This window comes from Burkholderia sp. BCC0397, from assembly GCF_902832865.1.
Classification (GTDB): domain Bacteria; phylum Pseudomonadota; class Gammaproteobacteria; order Burkholderiales; family Burkholderiaceae; genus Burkholderia.
This window is the reverse complement of sequence record NZ_CADFDL010000001.1, coordinates 209,890-229,432: the sequence shown is the minus strand read 5'-3', so window position 1 is coordinate 229,432 and position 19,543 is coordinate 209,890. Positions and strand designations below refer to the sequence as shown.

Annotated in this window: 15 protein-coding genes and 1 pseudogene; 2 read left to right on the top strand and 14 right to left on the bottom strand. The window is 68.3% G+C overall.

The annotated features are described in order from the left end of the window. Nucleotides 1-49: 49 nt before the first annotated feature. From HWX03_RS01075 to HWX03_RS01050, 6 genes are read right to left on the bottom strand one after another with little or no spacing between them, the layout of a single operon-like run. A complete protein-coding gene (locus tag HWX03_RS01075; protein ID WP_175869942.1) occupies nucleotides 50-1,474 on the bottom strand; it encodes a heavy metal sensor histidine kinase in 1,425 nt (474 codons plus the stop codon). Further along, entirely contained in the window at nucleotides 1,471-2,154 is a 684-nt protein-coding gene (irlR, locus tag HWX03_RS01070; protein WP_021157388.1) for a heavy metal response regulator transcription factor IrlR, read from the bottom strand. Before irlR ends, HWX03_RS01075 begins: the two co-directional genes overlap by 4 nt. Next, a complete protein-coding gene (locus tag HWX03_RS01065) occupies nucleotides 2,154-5,366 on the bottom strand; it encodes a CusA/CzcA family heavy metal efflux RND transporter (RefSeq protein ID WP_175869941.1) in 3,213 nt (1,070 codons plus the stop codon). The genes irlR and HWX03_RS01065 overlap by 1 nt, the downstream gene beginning before the upstream one ends. Next, nucleotides 5,359-5,502: a hypothetical protein gene (locus tag HWX03_RS01060; RefSeq protein WP_175869940.1), complete on the bottom strand. Its 144-nt coding sequence runs from the start codon at nucleotides 5,500-5,502 to the stop codon at nucleotides 5,359-5,361. The genes HWX03_RS01065 and HWX03_RS01060 overlap by 8 nt, the downstream gene beginning before the upstream one ends. Next, on the bottom strand, nucleotides 5,495-6,964 hold the full coding sequence (locus tag HWX03_RS01055; RefSeq protein ID WP_175869939.1) for an efflux RND transporter periplasmic adaptor subunit: 1,470 nt from the start codon (nucleotides 6,962-6,964) through the stop codon (nucleotides 5,495-5,497). The genes HWX03_RS01060 and HWX03_RS01055 overlap by 8 nt, the downstream gene beginning before the upstream one ends. A 26-nt stretch (nucleotides 6,965-6,990) precedes the next feature. After that, entirely contained in the window at nucleotides 6,991-8,298 is a 1,308-nt protein-coding gene (locus HWX03_RS01050) for a TolC family protein (RefSeq protein WP_175869938.1), read from the bottom strand. A gap of 396 nt (nucleotides 8,299-8,694) precedes the next feature. Here HWX03_RS01050 and HWX03_RS01045 point away from each other — a divergent pair, with 396 nt between their 5' ends. Next, on the top strand, nucleotides 8,695-9,144 hold the full coding sequence (locus HWX03_RS01045; protein ID WP_175869937.1) for a hypothetical protein: 450 nt from the start codon (nucleotides 8,695-8,697) through the stop codon (nucleotides 9,142-9,144). A gap of 163 nt (nucleotides 9,145-9,307) precedes the next feature. Here the strand turns inward: HWX03_RS01045 and HWX03_RS01040 are convergent, their stop codons facing one another. The 6 genes and pseudogenes from HWX03_RS01040 to HWX03_RS01015 all read right to left on the bottom strand — a co-directional run bounded on the left by HWX03_RS01040 (nucleotide 9,308) and on the right by HWX03_RS01015 (nucleotide 17,177). Further along, nucleotides 9,308-10,498 (bottom strand): phosphotransferase, encoded by a 1,191-nt coding sequence (locus tag HWX03_RS01040; RefSeq protein WP_175869936.1) that lies wholly within the window; start codon nucleotides 10,496-10,498, stop codon nucleotides 9,308-9,310. 36 nt (nucleotides 10,499-10,534) lie between these two features. Beyond that, nucleotides 10,535-11,167, bottom strand: a complete 633-nt coding sequence (pnuC, locus tag HWX03_RS01035) for a nicotinamide riboside transporter PnuC (protein WP_175869935.1) — start codon at nucleotides 11,165-11,167, stop codon at nucleotides 10,535-10,537. A 59-nt stretch (nucleotides 11,168-11,226) separates the two neighbouring features. Continuing rightward, nucleotides 11,227-13,458 (bottom strand): TonB-dependent siderophore receptor, encoded by a 2,232-nt coding sequence (locus HWX03_RS01030; RefSeq protein WP_175869934.1) that lies wholly within the window; start codon nucleotides 13,456-13,458, stop codon nucleotides 11,227-11,229. A 615-nt stretch (nucleotides 13,459-14,073) separates the two neighbouring features. Then, on the bottom strand, nucleotides 14,074-14,277 hold the full coding sequence (locus HWX03_RS01025) for a DUF2970 domain-containing protein (protein WP_174434702.1): 204 nt from the start codon (nucleotides 14,275-14,277) through the stop codon (nucleotides 14,074-14,076). Between the two features lie 120 nt (nucleotides 14,278-14,397). Then, nucleotides 14,398-16,498, bottom strand: a pseudogene (locus HWX03_RS01020) (pyridoxamine 5'-phosphate oxidase family protein). 34 nt (nucleotides 16,499-16,532) lie between these two features. Continuing rightward, nucleotides 16,533-17,177, bottom strand: coding sequence for a glutathione S-transferase (locus tag HWX03_RS01015; protein WP_174385945.1), 645 nt, complete (start codon nucleotides 17,175-17,177; stop codon nucleotides 16,533-16,535). A 126-nt stretch (nucleotides 17,178-17,303) separates the two neighbouring features. On the opposite strand from HWX03_RS01015, the gene HWX03_RS01010 reads away from it, so the two are divergent. Further along, on the top strand, nucleotides 17,304-18,257 hold the full coding sequence (locus HWX03_RS01010) for a LysR family transcriptional regulator (RefSeq protein ID WP_175869933.1): 954 nt from the start codon (nucleotides 17,304-17,306) through the stop codon (nucleotides 18,255-18,257). A gap of 15 nt (nucleotides 18,258-18,272) precedes the next feature. On the opposite strand, the gene HWX03_RS01005 is transcribed toward HWX03_RS01010, so the two are convergent. Both HWX03_RS01005 and HWX03_RS01000 read right to left on the bottom strand, forming a co-directional pair. Then, nucleotides 18,273-18,758, bottom strand: a complete 486-nt coding sequence (locus tag HWX03_RS01005) for a hypothetical protein (protein ID WP_174434706.1) — start codon at nucleotides 18,756-18,758, stop codon at nucleotides 18,273-18,275. A 46-nt stretch (nucleotides 18,759-18,804) separates the two neighbouring features. Next, complete coding sequence (locus HWX03_RS01000; RefSeq protein ID WP_175869932.1) at nucleotides 18,805-19,461, bottom strand: TetR/AcrR family transcriptional regulator; 657 nt, start codon at nucleotides 19,459-19,461, stop codon at nucleotides 18,805-18,807. Nucleotides 19,462-19,543: the final 82 nt, after the last annotated feature.

Genomic DNA, 19,543 nt, shown 5'->3' with positions numbered 1-19,543 from the left:
CGCGCGCGGCTGCCTTACGGCGAACGCGCGGGCGTAGCCGCCCGCGCTGTCAGGTGCTGACGGCGGCCGGCCGTTCCGGTTCGGCCGGCCGTCGCGGAAAACGCAGCCAGAAGGTCGTGCGGCGGCCCGGCTCGCTGTCGACGCCGCATTCGCCGCCGTGATTGTCCATGATCGACCGGACGATCGCGAGGCCGAGCCCCGTGCCCGACGCCGAATTATGCCGTGACGGATCGATGCGATAAAAGCGCTCGAAAATCCGTCCGACATGCTCTGTGGCGATGCCGGGCCCCGTATCCGACACGGCGATCGTCGTCGCGCCGCCCTGCTCGACGCAATCGATCGTCACGATGCTGCCGCGCGGCGCATAGGTCAGCGCATTCGACAGCAGGTTGCTCAACGCGCGCTGGTACAGCGTCAGATCCGCATCGACCCACGCGTGGCCGTCGACCTTCACCGTCACGCCCTCGTCTTCCGCAAGCGACTCGTAGTAGCCGGCCACCCGCTCCGCCTCCTCCGCCGCATTCAGGCGCCGCACATCGATCGACGTGCCGACCTGTTCCGAACGCGCGAGAAACAGCATGTCCTCGATCATCCGCGACAGCCGCTGGTATTCGTCGATGCTCGACTCGATCACGCTCCGGTATTCGTCCGCGCTGCGCGGCTGCGACAGCACGACCTGCGCGGCCGCCTGCAGGTTCGTCAGCGGCGTGCGCATGTCGTGCGCGAGATTCGACGAGAACTGGCTCAGCCGCGTGAACGATTCGTTCAGCCGCGCGAGCATCCCGTTGAACGCGTGCTCGAGCTCCTTCAGCTCGCCGGACGTATCGAGTTCCGGCAGCGGATGCGCGAGCCGGCTCGTCGACATCTGCTCGGCGCGTGCCGCGAACCGCCGCAGCGGGCTCAGCCCGAGCGCCGCGATGCCGTATGCGATCGCGGCCGCGAGCACCACGCCGAACACCTCGATCACGACGATCGTATAAGCATGCGTGCGCAACAGCAGCACGTCGGCGCTGCGATCGTACTGCACGGCGACGCGCACCACGGGCGCACCGGTGCCGGCGAGCGGCACGGTCGTCAGCAGATACTGGTGCCGTGCGCCGGGCGGCGCGATGCCGACCGGCACGCGCCCGGCGTTCATCGACAGCAGCGGCGCGTACGGACGGAAGCCGGGCGTGCCGACGAGGCGCGCACCGCTGGCATCGAAGATCGCGAGATCCATGTTCGGATGCCCGTGCAACTGGTCGATCCAGCTATCGGTGTTGCGCGCGACGTCGGCCGTCGTGCGCGCCTCGGCCAGGTGCGCGCCCAATGCGGCGGAAATGCCGGCCATCTGCTCGGCTGCCGTCGTTTTGACGCGGTTGCTCAGCGCTTCGTACAGGGCGATGCCGCTCGATGCAAGGATCACCGACGTCGAGAGGATGATCAGCGCGGTCAGGCGGCCGCGCAGCGTCCGCGGCAGCAAGCGCGCGATCATGCGGCCGCGCCGCCGCGCGCTTCGAGCACGTAGCCCATCCCGCGCACCGTATGAATCAGCTTCGGGTCGTATGCGTCGTCGATCTTCGAGCGCAGCCGGCGGATCGCCGAATCGACGACGTTCGTGTCACTGTTGAAGTTCATGTCCCACACTTGCGACGCAATCGTCGCGCGCGGCAGGATCTCGCCTTCGCGGCGCATCAGCAGCCACAGCAGCGCGAATTCCTTCGCGGTCAGCAGGATCGTGTCGCCCTGCCGCGTGGCCTTGCGGCGCGTCAGGTCGAGTTCGAGGTCGGCCACGCGCAGCGTGTTCGAATCGCGCGGCTGGCCGCGCCGCAGGATCGACTTGATGCGCGCGGTCAGCTCGACGAAGTCGAACGGCTTCGCGAGATAGTCGTCGGCGCCGAGCTCGAGCCCCTTCACGCGATCGCCGACATCGTCGCGCGCGGTGAGGAACAGCACGGGCGTCGACTTGCTGCGCCGCAGGTTCTGCAGCAGCGTCCAGCCGTCCTGGCCGGGCAGCATCACGTCGAGCACGAGCAGGTCGTACTCCTCCGTTTCGGCCTGGTGCTGGCCCGTGATGCCGTCCTCGACCCAGTCGACGACGTAGCCGGCCTCGGTCAGCCCCTTGCGCAGATACGCGCCCGTCTTCGGTTCATCCTCGACAATCAGAATTCGCATCACGCATTACCCTTGAAGAAACCCAGCCGGCGCAGCATGCCCGCACCGAAGCCGCCGCGCAACGCCGCGCGCCACGACACCGCATGGCTGACGCGGTACAGCACCGGCAGCACCAGCAGCGTCAGCGCCGTGGACGACAGGATACCGCCGATCACGACCGTCGCAAGGGGGCGCTGCACCTCGGCGCCGGTGCCGGTCGCGAACGCCATCGGCAGGAAGCCGAGCGACGCGACCAGCGCGGTCATCAGCACCGGCCGCAGCCGCGTGAGCGCGCCGTCGCGCACCGCGGCGTCGAGCGGCATCCCTTCGTCGCGCAGGTTTCGAATGAACGAGATCATCACGAGTCCGTTGAGCACGGCCACGCCGGACAACGCGATGAAGCCGACCGCCGCCGTGATCGACAGCGGAATCCCGCGCAGCCACAGCGACACCACGCCGCCGCTCAGCGCGAACGGAATGCCGGTGAACACCAGCAGCCCGTCCTTCACGTTGTTGAACATCACGAACAGCAGCACGAACACCATGAACAGCGCGAGCGGCACGACGAGCTTCAGGCGCTCGCTCGCGCTTTGCAGCTGCTCGAATTGCCCGCCCCACGACACCCAGTAACCGGCCGGCACGCGCACGTCCTGCTGCAACTGCTCGCGCGCATCGGCGACGAACGAGCCGACGTCGCGACCGCGCACGTTCGCGCTGACGACCACCCGCCGCTTCCCGTCCTCGCGGCTGATCTGGTTCGGGCCCGGCGCCACGTCGATGGTCGCGAGCTCCGCGAGCGGCACGTACGGCGCCGCCGCGAGCGGCGTACTCGCGCCGGCGGCCGGCGCGGGCAGCGCGATCGGCAGCCGCCTGATCGCCTCGATGTCGGAGCGCAGCTCCTCGGGCAGCCGCACGACGATGTCGAAGCGGCGGTCGCCCTGGAACAGCGTGCCGGCCTTCTGGCCGCCGACGGCCGCGGCCACCGAGTCCTGCAGATCGGCGACGCTCACGCCGTAGCGCGCGAGCTTGTCGCGGTCGAGGTTGACGGTCAGCACCGGCAGGCCCGTGGTCTGCTCGACCCTCACCTCCGACGCGCCCGGCACCTTCTGTAACGCGGCCGCGATCTGCTCGCCGGTCTGGGTCAGCACGGCCATGTCGTCGCCGAAGATCTTCACGGCGACGTCGCTGCGCACGCCCGAGATCAGTTCGTTGAAGCGCAGCTGGATCGGCTGCGAGAACTCGTACGCGTTGCCCGGCAGTTCGGCAAGCGCTGCCTCGATCTCACGCACGAGCTGGTCGCGCGGCTTCTTCGGGTCGGGCCACCGGTCGGCCGGCTTCAGCATGATGTAGCCGTCCGACAGGTTCGGCGGCATCGGGTCGGCCGCGATCTCGGCCGTGCCGGTGCGCGCGAACACGCGCTCGATCTCGGGGAAGCGCGTCTTCAGCGTCTTCTCGATCGACTTCTGCATCTCGACCGACTGCGACAGGCTCGTGCCGGGAATGCGCAGCGCGGACACGGCCAGATCGCCTTCGTTCAGGCTCGGGATGAACTCGCTGCCGAGCCGCGTGGCGAGCCCGAGCGTGACCAGCACGATCGCGCCCGCACCGATCATCACGCGCGCCGGACGCGTCATGAACACGGCAAGCACCGGTTCGTACGCGCGCCGCGCCCAGCCCATCAGCCGATTCTCCTTCTCCTCGACGCGCTCGCCGATGAACAGCGCGACGGCCGCCGGAATAAACGTGACGGTCAGCACCATCGCGGCGGCGAGCGCCATCACGACGGTAATCGCCATCGGGTGGAACATCCTGCCTTCGACGCCGGTCAGCGCAAAGATCGGCAGGTACACGACCATGATGATCAGTTGCCCGAAGATCAGCGCGCGGCGCGCCTCCTGCGATGCACCGATCACTTCCGCGAAGCGTTCGTCGCGCGTGAGCGGCCGCCCGGCCGCCGCCTGCGCATGCGCGAGCCGCCGCACGCAGTTCTCGACGATCACCACCGCGCCGTCGACGATGATCCCGAAGTCGAGCGCGCCGAGGCTCATCAGGTTCGCGCTCACCTTCGCGTTGACCATACCGGTGAAGGTCATCAGCATCGACAGCGGGATCACGAGCGCGGTAATCAGCGCCGCGCGGATGTTGCCGAGGAACAGGAACAGCACCGCAATCACGAGCACCGCGCCTTCGAGCAGGTTCTTCTTCACCGTCGCGACGGCCTTCTCGACGAGCACCGTGCGGTCGTATACCGGAATCGCCTTCACGCCGGCCGGCAGCGTGCGGTTCACGTCCTCCATCTTCGCGGCGACGGCCTGCGACACCGTCCGGCTGTTCTCGCCCATCAGCATGAACACCGTGCCGAGCACGACTTCCTCACCGTTCGACGTCGCGGCGCCCGTGCGCAGTTCTCGGCCGATGTCGACCACGCCGACGTCCTTCATCCGCACCGGCACGCCGCCGACGTTGGTCAGCACGATGTTCGCGATGTCGTCGACGGTGCGCGCCTGGCCCGGCACGCGCACGAGATACTGCTCGCCGCGCTTTTCGATATAGCCGGCGCCGACGTTGTCGTTGTTGCGTTCCAGCGCACGCACGACGTCGGCGAGCGTCAGCCCGTACGACATCAGCTTCGCCGGATTCGGCGCGACCCGGTATTCCTTCACGTAGCCGCCGATCGAGTTGACCTCGGTCACGCCGCGCACGTTGCGCAACTGCGGCCGCACGACCCAGTCCTGCAGCTCGCGCAGGTCGGCCGCGGTGTAGCGGGTGCCGTCGGGCTTGCGCGCGCTGGCGTCGGCTTCGACGGTCCACAGGTAGATCTCGCCGAGGCCGGTCGACGTCGGCCCCATCGCGGGCGCGACGCCGGCCGGCAGCTTGTCCTTCGCTTCCTGGATGCGCTCGTTGACGAGCTGTCGCGCAAAGTAGATGTCGGTGCCGTCCTTGAAGATCACGGTGACCTGCGACAGCCCGTAGCGCGAGATCGAGCGCGTCTGCTCGAGGCCCGGCAGCCCGGCCATCACGGTCTCGACCGGATAGGTGATGCGCTGCTCGGCCTCGAGCGGCGAATAGCCGGGCGCGGACGTGTTGATCTGCACCTGCACGTTGGTGATGTCGGGCACCGCGTCGATCGGCAGCTTCTGGTAGCTGAACACGCCCAGCGCGGCCACGGCCGCGATCGCCAGCATCACGAGCCAGCGATGTGCAATCGCAAAGCGGATCAGGCGCTCAAACATGACGGGATTCCTTGAAACGTGGAACGGTCGCCCGCACCGGGCGGGCCGCGCGGCCCGTCACGCGGCGGATCGGAAAGCGGGCCGCATAGCAGGCCGCCAGTCGCGCCACGGCGCATGCGTATTCCTGCTCATTCATGTTCCGCGCTCCCCTTGCCGAGTTCGGCCTTCAGTACGAAGCTGTTCGACGCCGCGTATTCCTGCCCGGCCTTGAGCCCCTTCAGCACTTCGGTCGCGCGTTCGTCGCGCCGCCCCGTTTCGACGGCCTGTGCGACGAATCCCTTCGCCGAGCGCACGAACACCGACGGCGCGCCGTCGACGTCCTGCAGCGCGTCGCTCGCGACCGCGAGCGGCACGCCCTGCCTGCCCGCGTCGACCGACACGTTCACGAACATCCCCGGGCGCCACACGCGGTCCGGGTTCGGCAGCACGACGCGCGCCGGCGCGGTGCGCGTCTGCTCGCCGAGCAGCGAACCGACGTACGCGATCGGGCCGCTGGAGCGAGATTCGAATGCGGTCGCGATCACCGTTGCATCGCGGCCGACGCGCACGTCGTTGAGCCGCTGCGCCGGCACCGCCATCTCGGCCCATACGGTCGACAGGTCGGAGATCACGAACATGCTCGCGTCGGCGGCGATCGCCTCGCCCGGCGTCGCATGCTTCTCGACGATCGTGCCCGCGAACGGCGCGCGCAGCTCGTAGCGGTTCAGCGCGCCCCCGCCGACCGGCGCGTTCAGCGCGGCGAGCTTCTGCCGCGCGTTCTGCACCGCGATCTCGGCCTCGCGCAACTGCACCTGCGCCTGCTGGTAATCCTGCTCCGCCGAGATGCGTTCCTTCCACAACGTGCGTTCCCGTTCATAGGTCGCGCGCGCGCCCGACAGCCGGCGCTCGGCCGTCAGCAGCTCGCTGCGGCGGTCGGCGAGATCGGTGCTCGCGATCACGGCGAGCACCTGCCCCTTCGCGACGTTCTGCCCGAGCGACACCGACACCTGCTCGACGATGCCGGCCACGCGCGGCACCACGTGCGCGGTGCGATCCTCGTTGAACTTGATTTCGCCGGGAAGCTGGAACGGCGCCGCGATCTGCGCGGGGCCGGCCTTCGCGAGCGCAATCTTCGACGTCGCCAGTTGCGCGTCGGTCAGCGCGATCGCGCCGTCGGCGCGCGCGAACGGGAACGACGCGGCATCGTTGCCGGCCTTCACGTCGATCGTCGCGTCGAACACGTGCGGCTTCGCGATCGACTGTGCGGACACGAACTTCTGGCCGGCCGCGTCGAACCGCAACGGTTCGTGCGTGCGGTCGTACCGGACCAGCGTGCCGGACACGGTCACGCCCTTGTCCACCGGCTTGCCGTCGACGAACGGATAGACGACGAGCCGTGCGTCGCCGGGCTTTTCCGTCATCACGATCTCGACGGCCAGCGTGCCGCGCTTCAGCACGACGCCGCCGCGCGCGCCGGCGCCCTCGGCCGGCTGCGCGGGCTCAACGGCCGTCGGCGCCGATGCGCTGCTGCCGCCCCGCGTGACGGCGAGTGCGCCGATCACGATCCCTGCGCCGCCGAGCACGGCTGCCGCGATAACGAAGATTCTGCTGCGTGACATGATGATCCTTCAGGTAAGAGGGGCGCTTATTGCGCGACGGCCGCGAGCGGCGTGCCGACGAGCCGGCCGATATCGGCGCGGGCCGCATGCGCGTCGGCGAGCGCACGCACGTATTGCGACTGCCCCTGGAACAGCGTGCGCTGCGCGTCGAGCACGTCGAGGAAGCCGAACTTCCCGAGTTCGTAGCCGCGCGACATCGCATTGAGCGCAAGACGCGCGGCCGGCAGGATGTCGGACTTCAGCCGCTGCGCTTCCTGCTCGGCGGCCTCGAAATTCGCGTACGCCTGCGTGAGCTCCAGCCGCAGGCGCGTGCGTTCGCGATCGAGATCGGCGTTCGCGCGCTCGGCCTTATGCGTCGCCTCGAGCAGCGCGCCCTTGTTGGTGTTGAACAGCGGAATCGGGATCGACACGCCGACCACGGCCTGGTTGTCGGGCACACCACCCGTGGTCACGCGCTTCATGCCCGCGCTGACGGTCACGTCCGGCATGCGTCGCGCGCGCTCCAGCGACACGGCCGCGTTCGAGCGCAACATCTCGGCGCGCGCGATCCGCGCGAGCGGCGCGTCGTCGAGCTGCGCGGTCAGCGCGGACAGCGGCTCGACCGGCCGCACGGCTTCGAGGTCGCCGCGCACCGCGCGCCGGTCGTTGCGCGCTTCGCCCATCACCGCGTTCAGCTTCTCGCGCGCGACCTCGACACGGCCACGCGCGGTCACCACTTCGATCTGCACGCCGGCCGCCGCGACCTGCGCCTTGGTCGCCTCGACCGGCGACACCTTGCCGGCCTGCGCGCGGCGCCCCGCGAGATCCGCGGAGCGCGCGGCGATCGCCGCCGATTCCTCGGTCACCTGAAGCTGGCGCTGCGCGGCGAGCAGCCCGTAGAACGCGGCGATCACGTCGGCGCGCACGGCGGCACCCTGCTCGTCGAGCGACGCATCGGCGGATTGCCGTCCGTACGACGCGACATCGAGCCGCGCGCTGCGCTTGCCTCCCAGCTCGATCGTCTGGTTGAGCAGCACGGTCGACGTGCGCTCGGCGCGGCGGAAACCTTCCTGCAGGAACGAGATTTCGGGGTTCGGCCGCGCGCCGGCCTGCATCAACGCGCCGGCGGACGCATCGACGTCGGCGCGCGCGCCGCGCAGCGCCGGGTTGTTCCGGGCCGCGACCGCGAGCGCATCGGACAGTGTCAATGACGATGCGGAAAGCGTATCGGACGGCGGTGCGCCGATCGGCGCGGTGGCGGCAGCCGGGGCCGGCCCCGGCGACAGCGATGACTGCGCATGAGCCGTCGCGGCCATCGCGAAGACGATGGTCGCGAGGAGGGTGGGCTTGAGCATGTTCGGTTCTGCGGTAACGGTTTGCGACCGATGCTACGGACAGGCCGCAGTGCGAACATGAGGCGAAGATGATATTTCCGTCATGTTGGGCGCGTTGTACCGCCGAACCGGCATGCATATCTGCCCGGACAATCGTCTGTACGCGACGTCTAGGCGTTCGCGTGCGATCCGATGATGTCGTCACATTTCATCGGACTCGTCGCAGCGCCTTCGATCATTCAAATCGGTCACATCAAAATCGGAACAATTTTTTCATTCCGAAATTTCGAACGAGTTCTATAGACGTCTTCGCTCGAAAAGATGAATGTTCAAGGTTCCGGCAACACGAACGGAATCATGCTGTTTTTACGACTCCGGGTCGTGCGGCGCCCTTGAAAACCTATACGGCGAGACTGCATGAGAATTTTTATCACGGCATTAATCGCGCCTATCGCCGCCTCGCTTCTTTTCTCCACAAATACTGCAGCAGAATGTCAGGTATCACAAAACCTGCCATCACAACAATTTTTCGTGGCTTTTCCTCGAAACAGTCACGAGATATCCGAATCCGAGCAAATACGAATTGGACAATGGATCTCAACAATGAATTCCAAGCATCCAATTCAAAACTGGATCGACATAATTGGCAGCGCTTCAAAAAATGAGGACGAGCCCGAACGACTTGCAACGAAACGTGCTTCCGTGACGGCGAAAGTCGTCATAGACGATGGCCTGATAAACGCCCCGCTTCAGATAAAAACGCAAATTTATCCAGCCAATCGCACAACGGAATCAACGTCGGAAACCCGTGAGGTCATCGTTCAAGTGAGTCCCGGCTGCGTCGACAACTGCTGTACGGGCCATTGACATGAAGTTGGCTCATTTATCGCCACCGCGCTTGCGTTGAACGGCGCAGTTCCAACGCTCGCGTGCGACGATCCATCGAGTCTATCCGGACGAAACTTCGCTGTTCGATTCGAGCGACATGTCAATCGCCGAACCGGTGAAGCTATCAACGCGTTCTTGTAAATCAAACGGCCCCTTGCTTCCCCCGCCGCCGCTGCACGAGCCAATCAAGCAACTGCCGCCCGTCGCGTTCGCCGAACCAGCGCGCGTGCCCGATCAGGTAGCCGTCGTACGCGATGTCGACGATCGCCGGCGCATCGATGATGCAGCCGAAATACGCGACTTCCGACAGCGCGAACTCCGTATGCACGATCGGCAGCAGCGCGACCAGCGCCGCATACGCGTCGTCGCTCAGCGGTGCGATCGATTCGTAGCCGTCGAGCAGCGCGTCGATCTGGTCATATTCGATGCGCCGCGCGTCGGCCGGCGCCATCCAGTCGACCGTATTGCGCTCGATCGCGAGCGCGAGGTCCATCACCGCGCAGGTGCGATCCGACAGGCCGAAATCGAGCACGGTGCGCACCTGCGCGCCGGGCCCCGCATCGGTCCACAACAGGTTCGACGCATGCCAGTCGCCGTGCGTCCACAGCGGCGGCAACGCGGGCAGCAGCGGCACGAGGCGCGCGTGATACGGGCCGATCGCGTCCGCCACGTCGCCACGCCAGTCACGCGAGCCGAGCGCACGCACGAGCAGCGGCTGCGCATCGACCCAGCGTTCGAGCGCGCCCGCCAGATCGGCGGACGACAGCACGCGAAAGCTCGACAGCAGCGTGCGCACGGGCCGCGCGGGCGCATCGTAGCCGGCCGACGCGCGATGCAGTTCGGCCAGCGCGCGGCCGGCCGCATACGCATGCGAAGGATGCGTGAACGGCTGCCACGACATCACGCCGCGATACGGGTCGACGCCGGGCGCGAGCACGTGCACCTCGTACGTCCACTCGCCGGACGCGAACGCGGTCGCGCCGTTACGATCGGCCAGCACGTCCACCACCGGCATCCCGCGTTCGCGCAGATGCGCGATGAAGCGATGCTCTTCCTCGAGCCCGGCGACATCGCGCAGGCTCGCGTGATGACGCTTGACGAACAACCCGCGCCCGTCCGCCATCCGCACCAGCACGGCCGCCGCGAACTGCCGCGGGCTGTGCCACGTCAGCCGCACCGGCTCGCCCGCACCGTCGATCCGCGCGAGCACGGCCGCCACCTCGTCGTGCGTCATCAACGGCCAGTCGCGTTCGGCCTGCTCGCCGTCCACGCCGAATTGCGGCGGCGCGACGTCGCGCGAAAGGGGGCCGTCCGGCTCGAGAGGGAATGACATGAACGGCGTTGCTCCGTAGTTGAATCCGTGCGCGAATCAGCGCGCGCCGCCGCCCGATGCGAGCGGACCGCCGGCGGCTGTACGCAATGCGGCAGCCGTCCGGCTCCAGTCGCGCCAGCCGACGACGGCCAGCCCGATGAACAGCGCATAGAGTCCGGCCGTCAGATACAGTTCCTTGAACACGAACATCCCGACGTATACGACGTTCACGACGATCCACAGCCCCCACGACGCGATGTAGCGCCGTGCGGTCCAGTATTGCGCGACGAGGCTGAACGCGGTCAGCGACGCATCGACGAACGGCAGCGCCGCATCGGTCCAGCGCGCCATCATCCCGCCGAGCAACGCGCTGCCGACGACGGCCGCGATCAGGTCGGGCAGCATCTGTCGCGGCCGCACGCCGGTGACGGGCGCCACGTCGCCGGCCGGCGCCGCACCACCTTCAGCCTCGCTCGCGCGCTGCGCGAGCCAGCGCTGCCAGCCGTACACCTGCAGCACCGCGAACGCGCCCTGCAGCAGCATGTCCGAGTACAGCTTCGCATCGAAGAAGATCCAGCCGTACAGCGCGACCGACGCGAGGCCGACCGGCCAGCACAGCATGCGCCGCTTCGCGGTCAGCCAAATCGCGAGCGCGCTGACGATCACGCCGGCGATTTCGAGTGGGGACATCGTCTGTGCTCTCCTGGTGGGCTGCCGGGGCCGCGCGTCACGCGGCCGATTCCGGTCGGTCAGAAATCATAGGTCAACGACACGCGCGCGGTGCGCGGCGCCCCCGGGAACAGGTACGCATCGCCCTGCTGCTCGCCCGCGTCGCGCCAGTAGAACTTGTTGAACAGATTGTCCACCGACACGCGCAACACCGTGCGATGGCCGCCGATCTTCGTCGTATAACGCGCGCCGAGATTGAACACGAACCACGATGGCACGCGCGCGGTGCCTTCCTCGTTCGCGTTGCGCGCCGCGCTGTATTCCACGCCGCCGAGCACGTTCAGGCCCGCGACGCCCGGCACCGCGTAGTCCGCATACAGCGACGCGCGCAGCGCGGGCACGTTGATGATCTGGTGCCCTTCGTAGGCCGGCGACCCCGAATCCACCGCGCGGGCGCGAATCGCCGCGACGCTGGCCGTCAGCCCCAGCCGCTCGGTCACGCGCCCGGCCGCGCCGAGCTCGATCCCTTGGTGCCGCTGCGTGCCACGCTGCACGAACGTGTAAGACGTACCCGATGCGTCCGGGTCGGCGAACTGGAACGGCTTGCTGATCGAGAACACGGCGGCCGTGAGGCTCAGCCGGTCGAGCCAGTCGTATTTCGCGCCGACCTCGAACTGATGCGATTCGACGGGCGGCAGGAACGCATACGCATTGGTCGCGCGCACCGGCGCCTGATCGCCTAGCGACAGCGCCTTGCTGTACGACGCATACAGCGACAGCACGTTCACCGGCTTGTAGACGAGCGCGACTTGCGGCAGGAACACCGAACGGTCGGTATGCGTCGTATCGCCGTCGAGGCTGCTCCAGCTGCGCTGGCGCAGCAGCACTTCCTTGCCGCCCGCGAGCACCTGCCAGTGTTCGCCGATGCTGATGCGGTCGAGCCCGAACACGCCGTACTGCCACGCGTCGAGGCGCGGATACGACGGCCCGGGCGAATTCGGCGACGGCGAGAAGGTCAGGTCGGGCCCGTAGATGTTCTCGCTGCCCACGTAGTCGTACACGGCGTCGGCCATGTGCACGACGCGGCGCTGCACGCTCACGCCGAGCGTCAGCTCGTGCCGCAGCGGCCCCGTCGCGAACTTGCCGGTCGTGACCGCGCGCAGATCGTCGTTGCGCCGGTATTCGCCGGGGCTGCGGAAATCGTACACGTCGTAGTCGCCGTTCGCGCCGAAGAAGAACGGCGACGCCGCGCCGGCCGCGCAGCTCGCCGCATACGAGCAGCCGTACGCGAACGCGCTGTTGTCGTCGATCATCGTGCGGCTGCGGCCGGCGGCGATGTACGCCTTCCAGTCGTCGTTGAACTGGTAGTCGAAGCGCGCATTCAGGTTCAGCGCATCGGTCGTCACCGGTTTCGCCCACGGCTGCGTGCCGAGCGCCTTCGACGTCGTCTTGACCGACGGCACGACGGTGCCGCCGAGCAACTGGTAGCCGGGCGCGGAACGCTGGATCCACTGCTGGAATTCGGCGTTGAGCTGGAGGCTCGCGCGCGGGCTGATGTCCCAGTCGGCGGCGATCGAGCCGAACGTGCGCCGCCCGTTCGTGCCGTCGATATAGGAGTGCATGTTCTCCTTCGCCGCATTGATCCGGAACCCGAACTGATGATCGGGGCCGAAGCGGCGGCCGAGATCGACGGCCGCCGACGTCGAGCCGCGGCTATCCACGCCGCCCGTCACGCTCGCGACGTTCGCGGAGCGCTTGGTCACGAAGTTGATCACGCCGCCCGGCGCGACGACGCCGCTGTCGATGCCCGCGAGCCCTTTCAGGATCTCGACGCGCTCCTTGTTCTCGAGCGGCACGTTCTGCTCGCCGGACACCGTCAGCCCGTCGATCCGGATCGCGCTCGCGAGATCGACCGGAAAACCGCGGATCGCGAAGCCTTCGAAATAGCCGACCGGCGCATAGTCGTTGACGACCGACGCATCGTTGCGCACGACGTCGCTCAGCCGCTTCGCCTGCTGATCGTCGATCAGCGCGCGCGTGATGACGTTCACCGACGCCGGCGTGTCGCGCAGCGGCGCGTCGTCGAGCCCCGCGACCGACGCTTCGCGCGCCCGCAGCGGGTGGCCGCGCTCGCCGCTCACCGTGATCGCGGGCAGCGTCGCGGTGCCGGCCGCCTCGGCGCCCGATGTGGACGCGTCGCCCTGAGCCGCGGCAGCCTGCACCGCGAAAAGCGTGACGCCGAGACCGACACCGAGCCCGACCTTCGCGCGCCGCCGCCGTGCGGGCGCCGCTGTTGTTCTATTCACCGTCATTGTTCTGGATGGAAAACTCGCCACTCGACCCTGTCGAAACCCGTTACGAAGCTGCGAAGCGTACGCCCGCGTACGCCGCCGCACCCGTCGCCGGACGCGTGCGGCGACACGATATTCATCAGACGAACCGGACCATGCGGCGTACAAGCGGGCCGACCGGTCGGAACAACGCAGGATGGGACATCGAATTCGGATGACGCGCCGGGCACCGACGCAGCGGCCGACAGGTTCGTCGACGGCTTGTCGGGCGGCCGGCTGCCTCGCGCGGTCGTGTCATGCGGGGGACGCTTCGAACGCCCCGGTGCGGGCGGCGGGCATTCGCGCCGGCCGTTCGTCGGAACGGCGGCCTGCCCGGCGCGCGACATCGCGGCGTGGCGCGCATTTTACCCCGGGCGGGGCGAAGGGCCGCGGAATCGGGCGGAAAGGGAAACGGAGAAGGCGGGAACGGGGACAGGCGGTTCGGGCGACGCTACGACGTCGGCGGCGGCCGCGGCGGCGACGGCGATTCGCGTCGTGCGCGCCGGCCGCTGACACCGGCGTCATCATGCGCCGGTCTCGGGCGGCCGGGAACCGGAGCGGAAATGGCGGCCCGCTACCGGTTCACCAGCCGTTCGCTCAGAACCCCTGCATCGTCACGGTCGGATCGACAACCAGATGCACGACGCCGTAAATGACCGCGCCGACCAGCAGCGCAAGCAGGAGCGCCACGAACGGCAGCAGCGTGAAGTTGGCGTTCGCGAGATCGGTCGCATGCGCCTTGCTATTGCGTACGCCGAAAAAACTCCACAGGACCAGGCGGACCATGCCGAGCAGTTTCATGATGGGCTCCTTTATCGAATCGGTTGACGCTATCGTCGATCCGGACGACATTCGAAAAAAGAAGCAGTTGCGCGCGCTTTTCGCGCAGCAGGCCATCTGCGGCCGCATGTCGCACGCGCGTCAGCGGTCGAGCACGAGCGGCTCCGTGGCCCCTTGCGCGGGCCGCGCGACGCACAGCAGCGCGCAGCCGGGTTCGACCGGCGCATCGGGCGTTTGCTCGTAGTCCACCGCGCCGGACAGCACGCGCGTCACGCACGTGCCGCACGAACCGGAGCGGCATTCGGACGGCACGGCCACGCGCTGCCCTTCCGCGAATTCGAGCAGCGTGCCGTCGGCAGGCGTCCACGCGGCTTCGCGCGCCGTGCGCCGAAACACGACCGGCACGCTTGCCGCCGTCGGCGCGGCAACCGCGCGGGTCGCACTGCGCGAGACGGTCGACGGCCCGAACGCCTCGAAACGGATGCGCTCGTCCGGCACGTTCAGCGCGCGCAACCCGTCGTACAAGTCGCGCATGAACGCCGACGGCCCGCACAGGTAGAAGTCGTAGTCGTCGAACGACAGGACCCGCTTCAGTTGCCCGACGTCGATGCGGCTGACCCGCGCGACCGAATCTTCGTGAGGATGACTGTCGAACCAGTGAAGCGACAGGCGTGCATCGGCGGCCGCGATGCGCGCCAGTTCCGCGGCAAACGGCCGGCCGGTCGGTCGCTTCGCGTGCGCCGTGCACGAACACGACACGGCGCGACGGCGTGTCGTCGGCCAGTGCCCGGCGCAGCATCGCGACCATCGGCGTGATGCCAATGCCGGCCGATACGAGCACGGCCGGGCGCGGGCTCGCGAGATCGAACGTGAAGCGGCCGCGCGGCATCTGCGCGCCGAACGTCATGCCGGCCTGCGCATGATCGTGCAGCCACGCCGATACGCGCCCCTCGCGCTTCACGGTGATCCGGTAATGCGCGCCGCCCGGCGCATCGGACAGCGTGTAGCTGCGAATCGACGGCCCGTCGCTGCCTGGCAGCGCAATGCGCAGCGTCAGGTGCTGACCGGCTTCGTACGCAGGCAATGCGCCGCCATCCGCCGGTTCGAAATGGAACGACCGGATCGCGCGCGCTTCGTCGACGATCTTCGCGATGCGCAGCGGCCGCCATGCGGGCGCCGATGCCGGCGCGGCCGCGGACGGCGCCGGCCCGGCCGTTGCCGCCGCGCCGCCCGACGACGACGCCATCGCCATCGCCGCGAATTGCGGCGCGCGCTCGACCGCCGACCACCGGAACGGCAGCACCGCACGCACGCGCCGCACTTCCCGCACATGGAAGCGCACGACGCGCTGCGCGCCGTCGAACGACGCGACGACCGGCCCATCCCACACGATCTCCGCGTGCGCGGCCACATACAGCACATCGCCGCGGTCGAAATCGACGAACAGCAGCCCCGCGCGCGGATCGTGCTGCAGGTTGCCGAGCGTGTTGAAGAACCGGTTGCCGCTGAAATCGGGCGTCGTCAGCGTGCGCGCATCGTCGACGCGCACGAAGCCCGGCATCCCGCCGCGATGCGACACGTCCGCGCCGCGCGCCGCGCCCGCCTCCGCCGACGTGTTCGCACTCGCGACGAAGAACGTATCGGCCTGCGCGAGCAGCGCGCGATCCGCATCGCTCAGCGCGTCCGACACGTCCGACACGTCCGACACGTCCGACACGTCCGGCGCGACGGATGCCTCGACGTCCCGCGCGACGAAGGTCGGCTTGCGGCCCTGGATGTACTTCGCGCAATTGCCGAAGCTCTGCTCGACCGCGATCGTCAGCGCATCGCCGTCCACCGCGCGCACGACGCCGTTCACGCGATTGCGCCGCCGCGTATCGAATTCGATCCCGAGCCCGCCGAACGGCGCGCCCGCCTGCCACGCGCCGGCCAGCGGATCGCCCGGCAGCGCGCGCGCCGCAATGCGCAGCGTGCGGGCGTCCGGCGACGTGACGAAACCCGGCGCACCGGCCCGCAGCGTCGCCCACGGCTGGCCGTTTGCATCGACGCCACCGAGCACGAAAAACGGCAGTTGCGCGAAAAACGTCCGGTGCTGGTCCGGCATGAAGCGCCGGATCCCGCGCCGGCCGGCCGCGCTCGCCGCGTCCGTCACGCCTGCGCGTTGCTGCACGGCAAGCTCGCCCGCATGAAACGGTGCGGCCTCGAGTTCCCAGCCCGGTACGGCGGCGGTCGGCGTATTCATTTCGTTCTCCTGAAAAGACGCGTGGCAGTGGGCGTCAAGCGGCGAGCAGGCCCGCGCGCGTCGTCGGCATCGCGACGAAGCCCGGCAACGCCTCGATACGGGCGAGCCATGCGCGCACGTGCGGATACGGTTCGAGCGACACGCCGCCTTCCGGTGCGTGCGCGATGTACGTGTACGCGGCGATGTCCGCGATCGTCGGCTGCGCGCCGGCCGCGAACGGCTTGCCGGCCAGTTCGCGATCGATCACGTCGAGCACCTTCGCGGCCGTACGCTTGGCCGCTTCCGGGTCGAGCTGCGCGCCAAACACGGTCACGAGCCGCGCGGCCGCGGGGCCGGACGCGATCGGGCCGGCCGCGTACGACAGCCAGCGCTGCACGACGGCCGCGCCGACCGGATCGTCGGGCAGCCAGTGCGCGTCGCCGTAGCGCTTCGCGAGGTACACGAGGATCGCGTTCGAATCGGCGATCACGGTGCCGCCATCGTCGATCACCGGCACCTGCCCGAGCGGATTGAGCGCGAGGAACGCCGGTTCGCGCTGCGCGCCGGCCGCGAGATCGACATCGATGGTCCGGGACGGCAGCCCAAGCAGCGACAGGAACAACCGGACACGGTGCGCGTGCCCGGACAACAGGAACGAATAGACTCGGATCGGCGAGGCAGGCTTGCTGGCGGCAGACATGGAAACACTCCGGAATCTCGCGCCGCCGGGGATCGGCGACGAACGGCTCCAGCGTAGCGCTCGCCGTTCGTCGCCAGAAGACGGATAATCGCGGAAACATTATCCGCTTTCATAGGACAATCGACGATGGCCGATCTGCGCGACGTGAACCTGAACCGGCTGGCGATCTTCGTCGCGGTGGTCGAGGCCGGCTCGCTGACGGCCGCGGCCGAGCGGCTCGGCCTCGCGAAGACGGTCGTCAGCACGCACATGCAGCGCCTCGAATCCGAGGTCGGCGCGAACCTGCTGGTGCGTACGACGCGGCGGCTGAGCGTGACCGATGCCGGGCGCGTGTTCTACGACGCGTGCCGCGACATCGTGCGCGCGACCGAAGCCGCACTCGACGCGGTGTCGTCCGACGCCGGGCCGCTGCGCGGCACGCTGCGCGTGAGCGTGCCGATCGACTATGGCGCGCTGGTCGTCGCGCCGGCCGTCGTCGCGCTGCGCGACCGGCATCCGGCGCTCGCCGTCGAACTCGTCGCGAACGACCGCGTCGTCGATCTCGTCGCGGACAACCTCGACGTCGCGATCCGCATCGGCCGCCTCGCCGATTCGAACTATCGCGCGGTGCAGCTCGGCACGTACGAGAAATGGCTGGTCGCGAGCCCGGCGTTCGTCGCGCGACACGGGCTGCCGCGCGATCCGGATGCGCTTGCCGCGCTGCCGTTCGTGATGTTGTCGTCGCTGCCGCGCCCGCATACGCTCGAACTCGATAACATGCGCGGCGGCCACACATCGGTGCGCTGCGTCGCGCCGGTCGTATCGAACACCGCGACCGCGTGCCGCGCGATCGTGCTCGCGGGCGGCGGCTTCGGACTGCTGACGGATTTCTCGAGCGCGGACGACGTCGCGGCGGGCCGGCTCGTGCGGCTGCTGCCCGGCTGGCGCACGGCGCCGGCCGGAATCCATGCGGTGTATCCGTCGACGCGGCTGCCGTCGCCGAAAGTGCGGGCGTTCATCGATGCGATGAAGACGCGGCTCGGGGAGACGCCGGCAGCGCCGCCCGTGCGTGCGCCGCGATCGAAACGCTCGGGGGGCTGAGCGTTTCGCCGTCCGTCACATGAATCTCAAGTAGCACTGTTTTTTGGCGACTTCCTCGCGCTTGAATCCCTTTTCGCTCATGCACGAAGCAAACTCGTCCGGAAACGGATTCAGATTGAAGATCCGGTCCTGAACGTTGGCGGGAATACCTCGGTCCAGTTGGGCTTGCGCTTCCGCACAGGTCGCCTTCGCGAAGGAGAGCCTGACGGGCTCCCCGCTGATGCGGTTGCGGATCTTTTCATACGCCCCGTCCTTGCAGGCCGACACCGTGTCCTTGAGGTGTTGTGTATAGAGGGCATCGAGGCAGGCGTCGCCCGCCCGGTCCGAATCCCTGAACAGCGCCGTGACCGTTTGCGATTTCCACTCGGTTTCGTAGCGCGTGGACTCACTCAACGGCCAGCAGCCGCAGCCCGTCAGCATCAGGACGGAAACAGCCATCCCCGCCGACATCGTGCGGCGCCCCCATCGGTTCCGTGCTTGCATAAGTTCCTTGTTATCCATTGACAACCATCCATGATCGCGGGCGACCGGCCCCGTTCCCGCGAATCTACGCCGCCGCCTGCAACGTCCCCAGCAGCACCTTCCTGCAACTGGCGATCATCTGCGCCTCCGAATCGCGATAGTCGGTCAGCAGCCATGCCGCGCCGACGTTCGTCATCGCGCCCACCAGCGCGAGCCCGATCAGCCGCTGCTCGGTCCGCTCCGCCGGCGTCACGGCCTCGCGCGACACGCCGATCGCCATGATCAGCTTGCCGAAGTCGATCAGCATGCGCTGGTACGTCATGTCGGTATCCGCGCTCACGCCCATCACCTCGAGCAGCAGCACGCGCGCCGCGCACGGGTCGCGCAGAAACGCGAAGAACGCGGCGAGCCCCGCGTCAACGCGCTCGCGCAGATCGCCGCCGCGCGCGGCAACCGCCTGCGCGACCGCGTCATGCAATTGCTGCGCGTGATGCAGATAGGTGCAGCGCAACAGATCCTCGGTGCTGTCAAACGCCGCATAGAAATAGCGATCGTTCAGCTTCGCTTCCTGGCAGATCGACCGCACGGTCGCCTTGCGAAAACCCACCGTGCCGAATACGCGCGCCGCCGCGCGGATCAACGCGTCGCGCCGCTCGGCGGCCCGTACCTCGGGCGCCACGCCGCCATACGACCGGCCCCTTTTTTCCGTTTCGAGTGCTTTCTCCATTCCGCTATTTGACATCAGGACACCCGAAAACTAAAGTGGTGACGATCAACACCACAATAGATGCGCCGCCGGTACAGCGCAAGCGGAACGGGAGGGA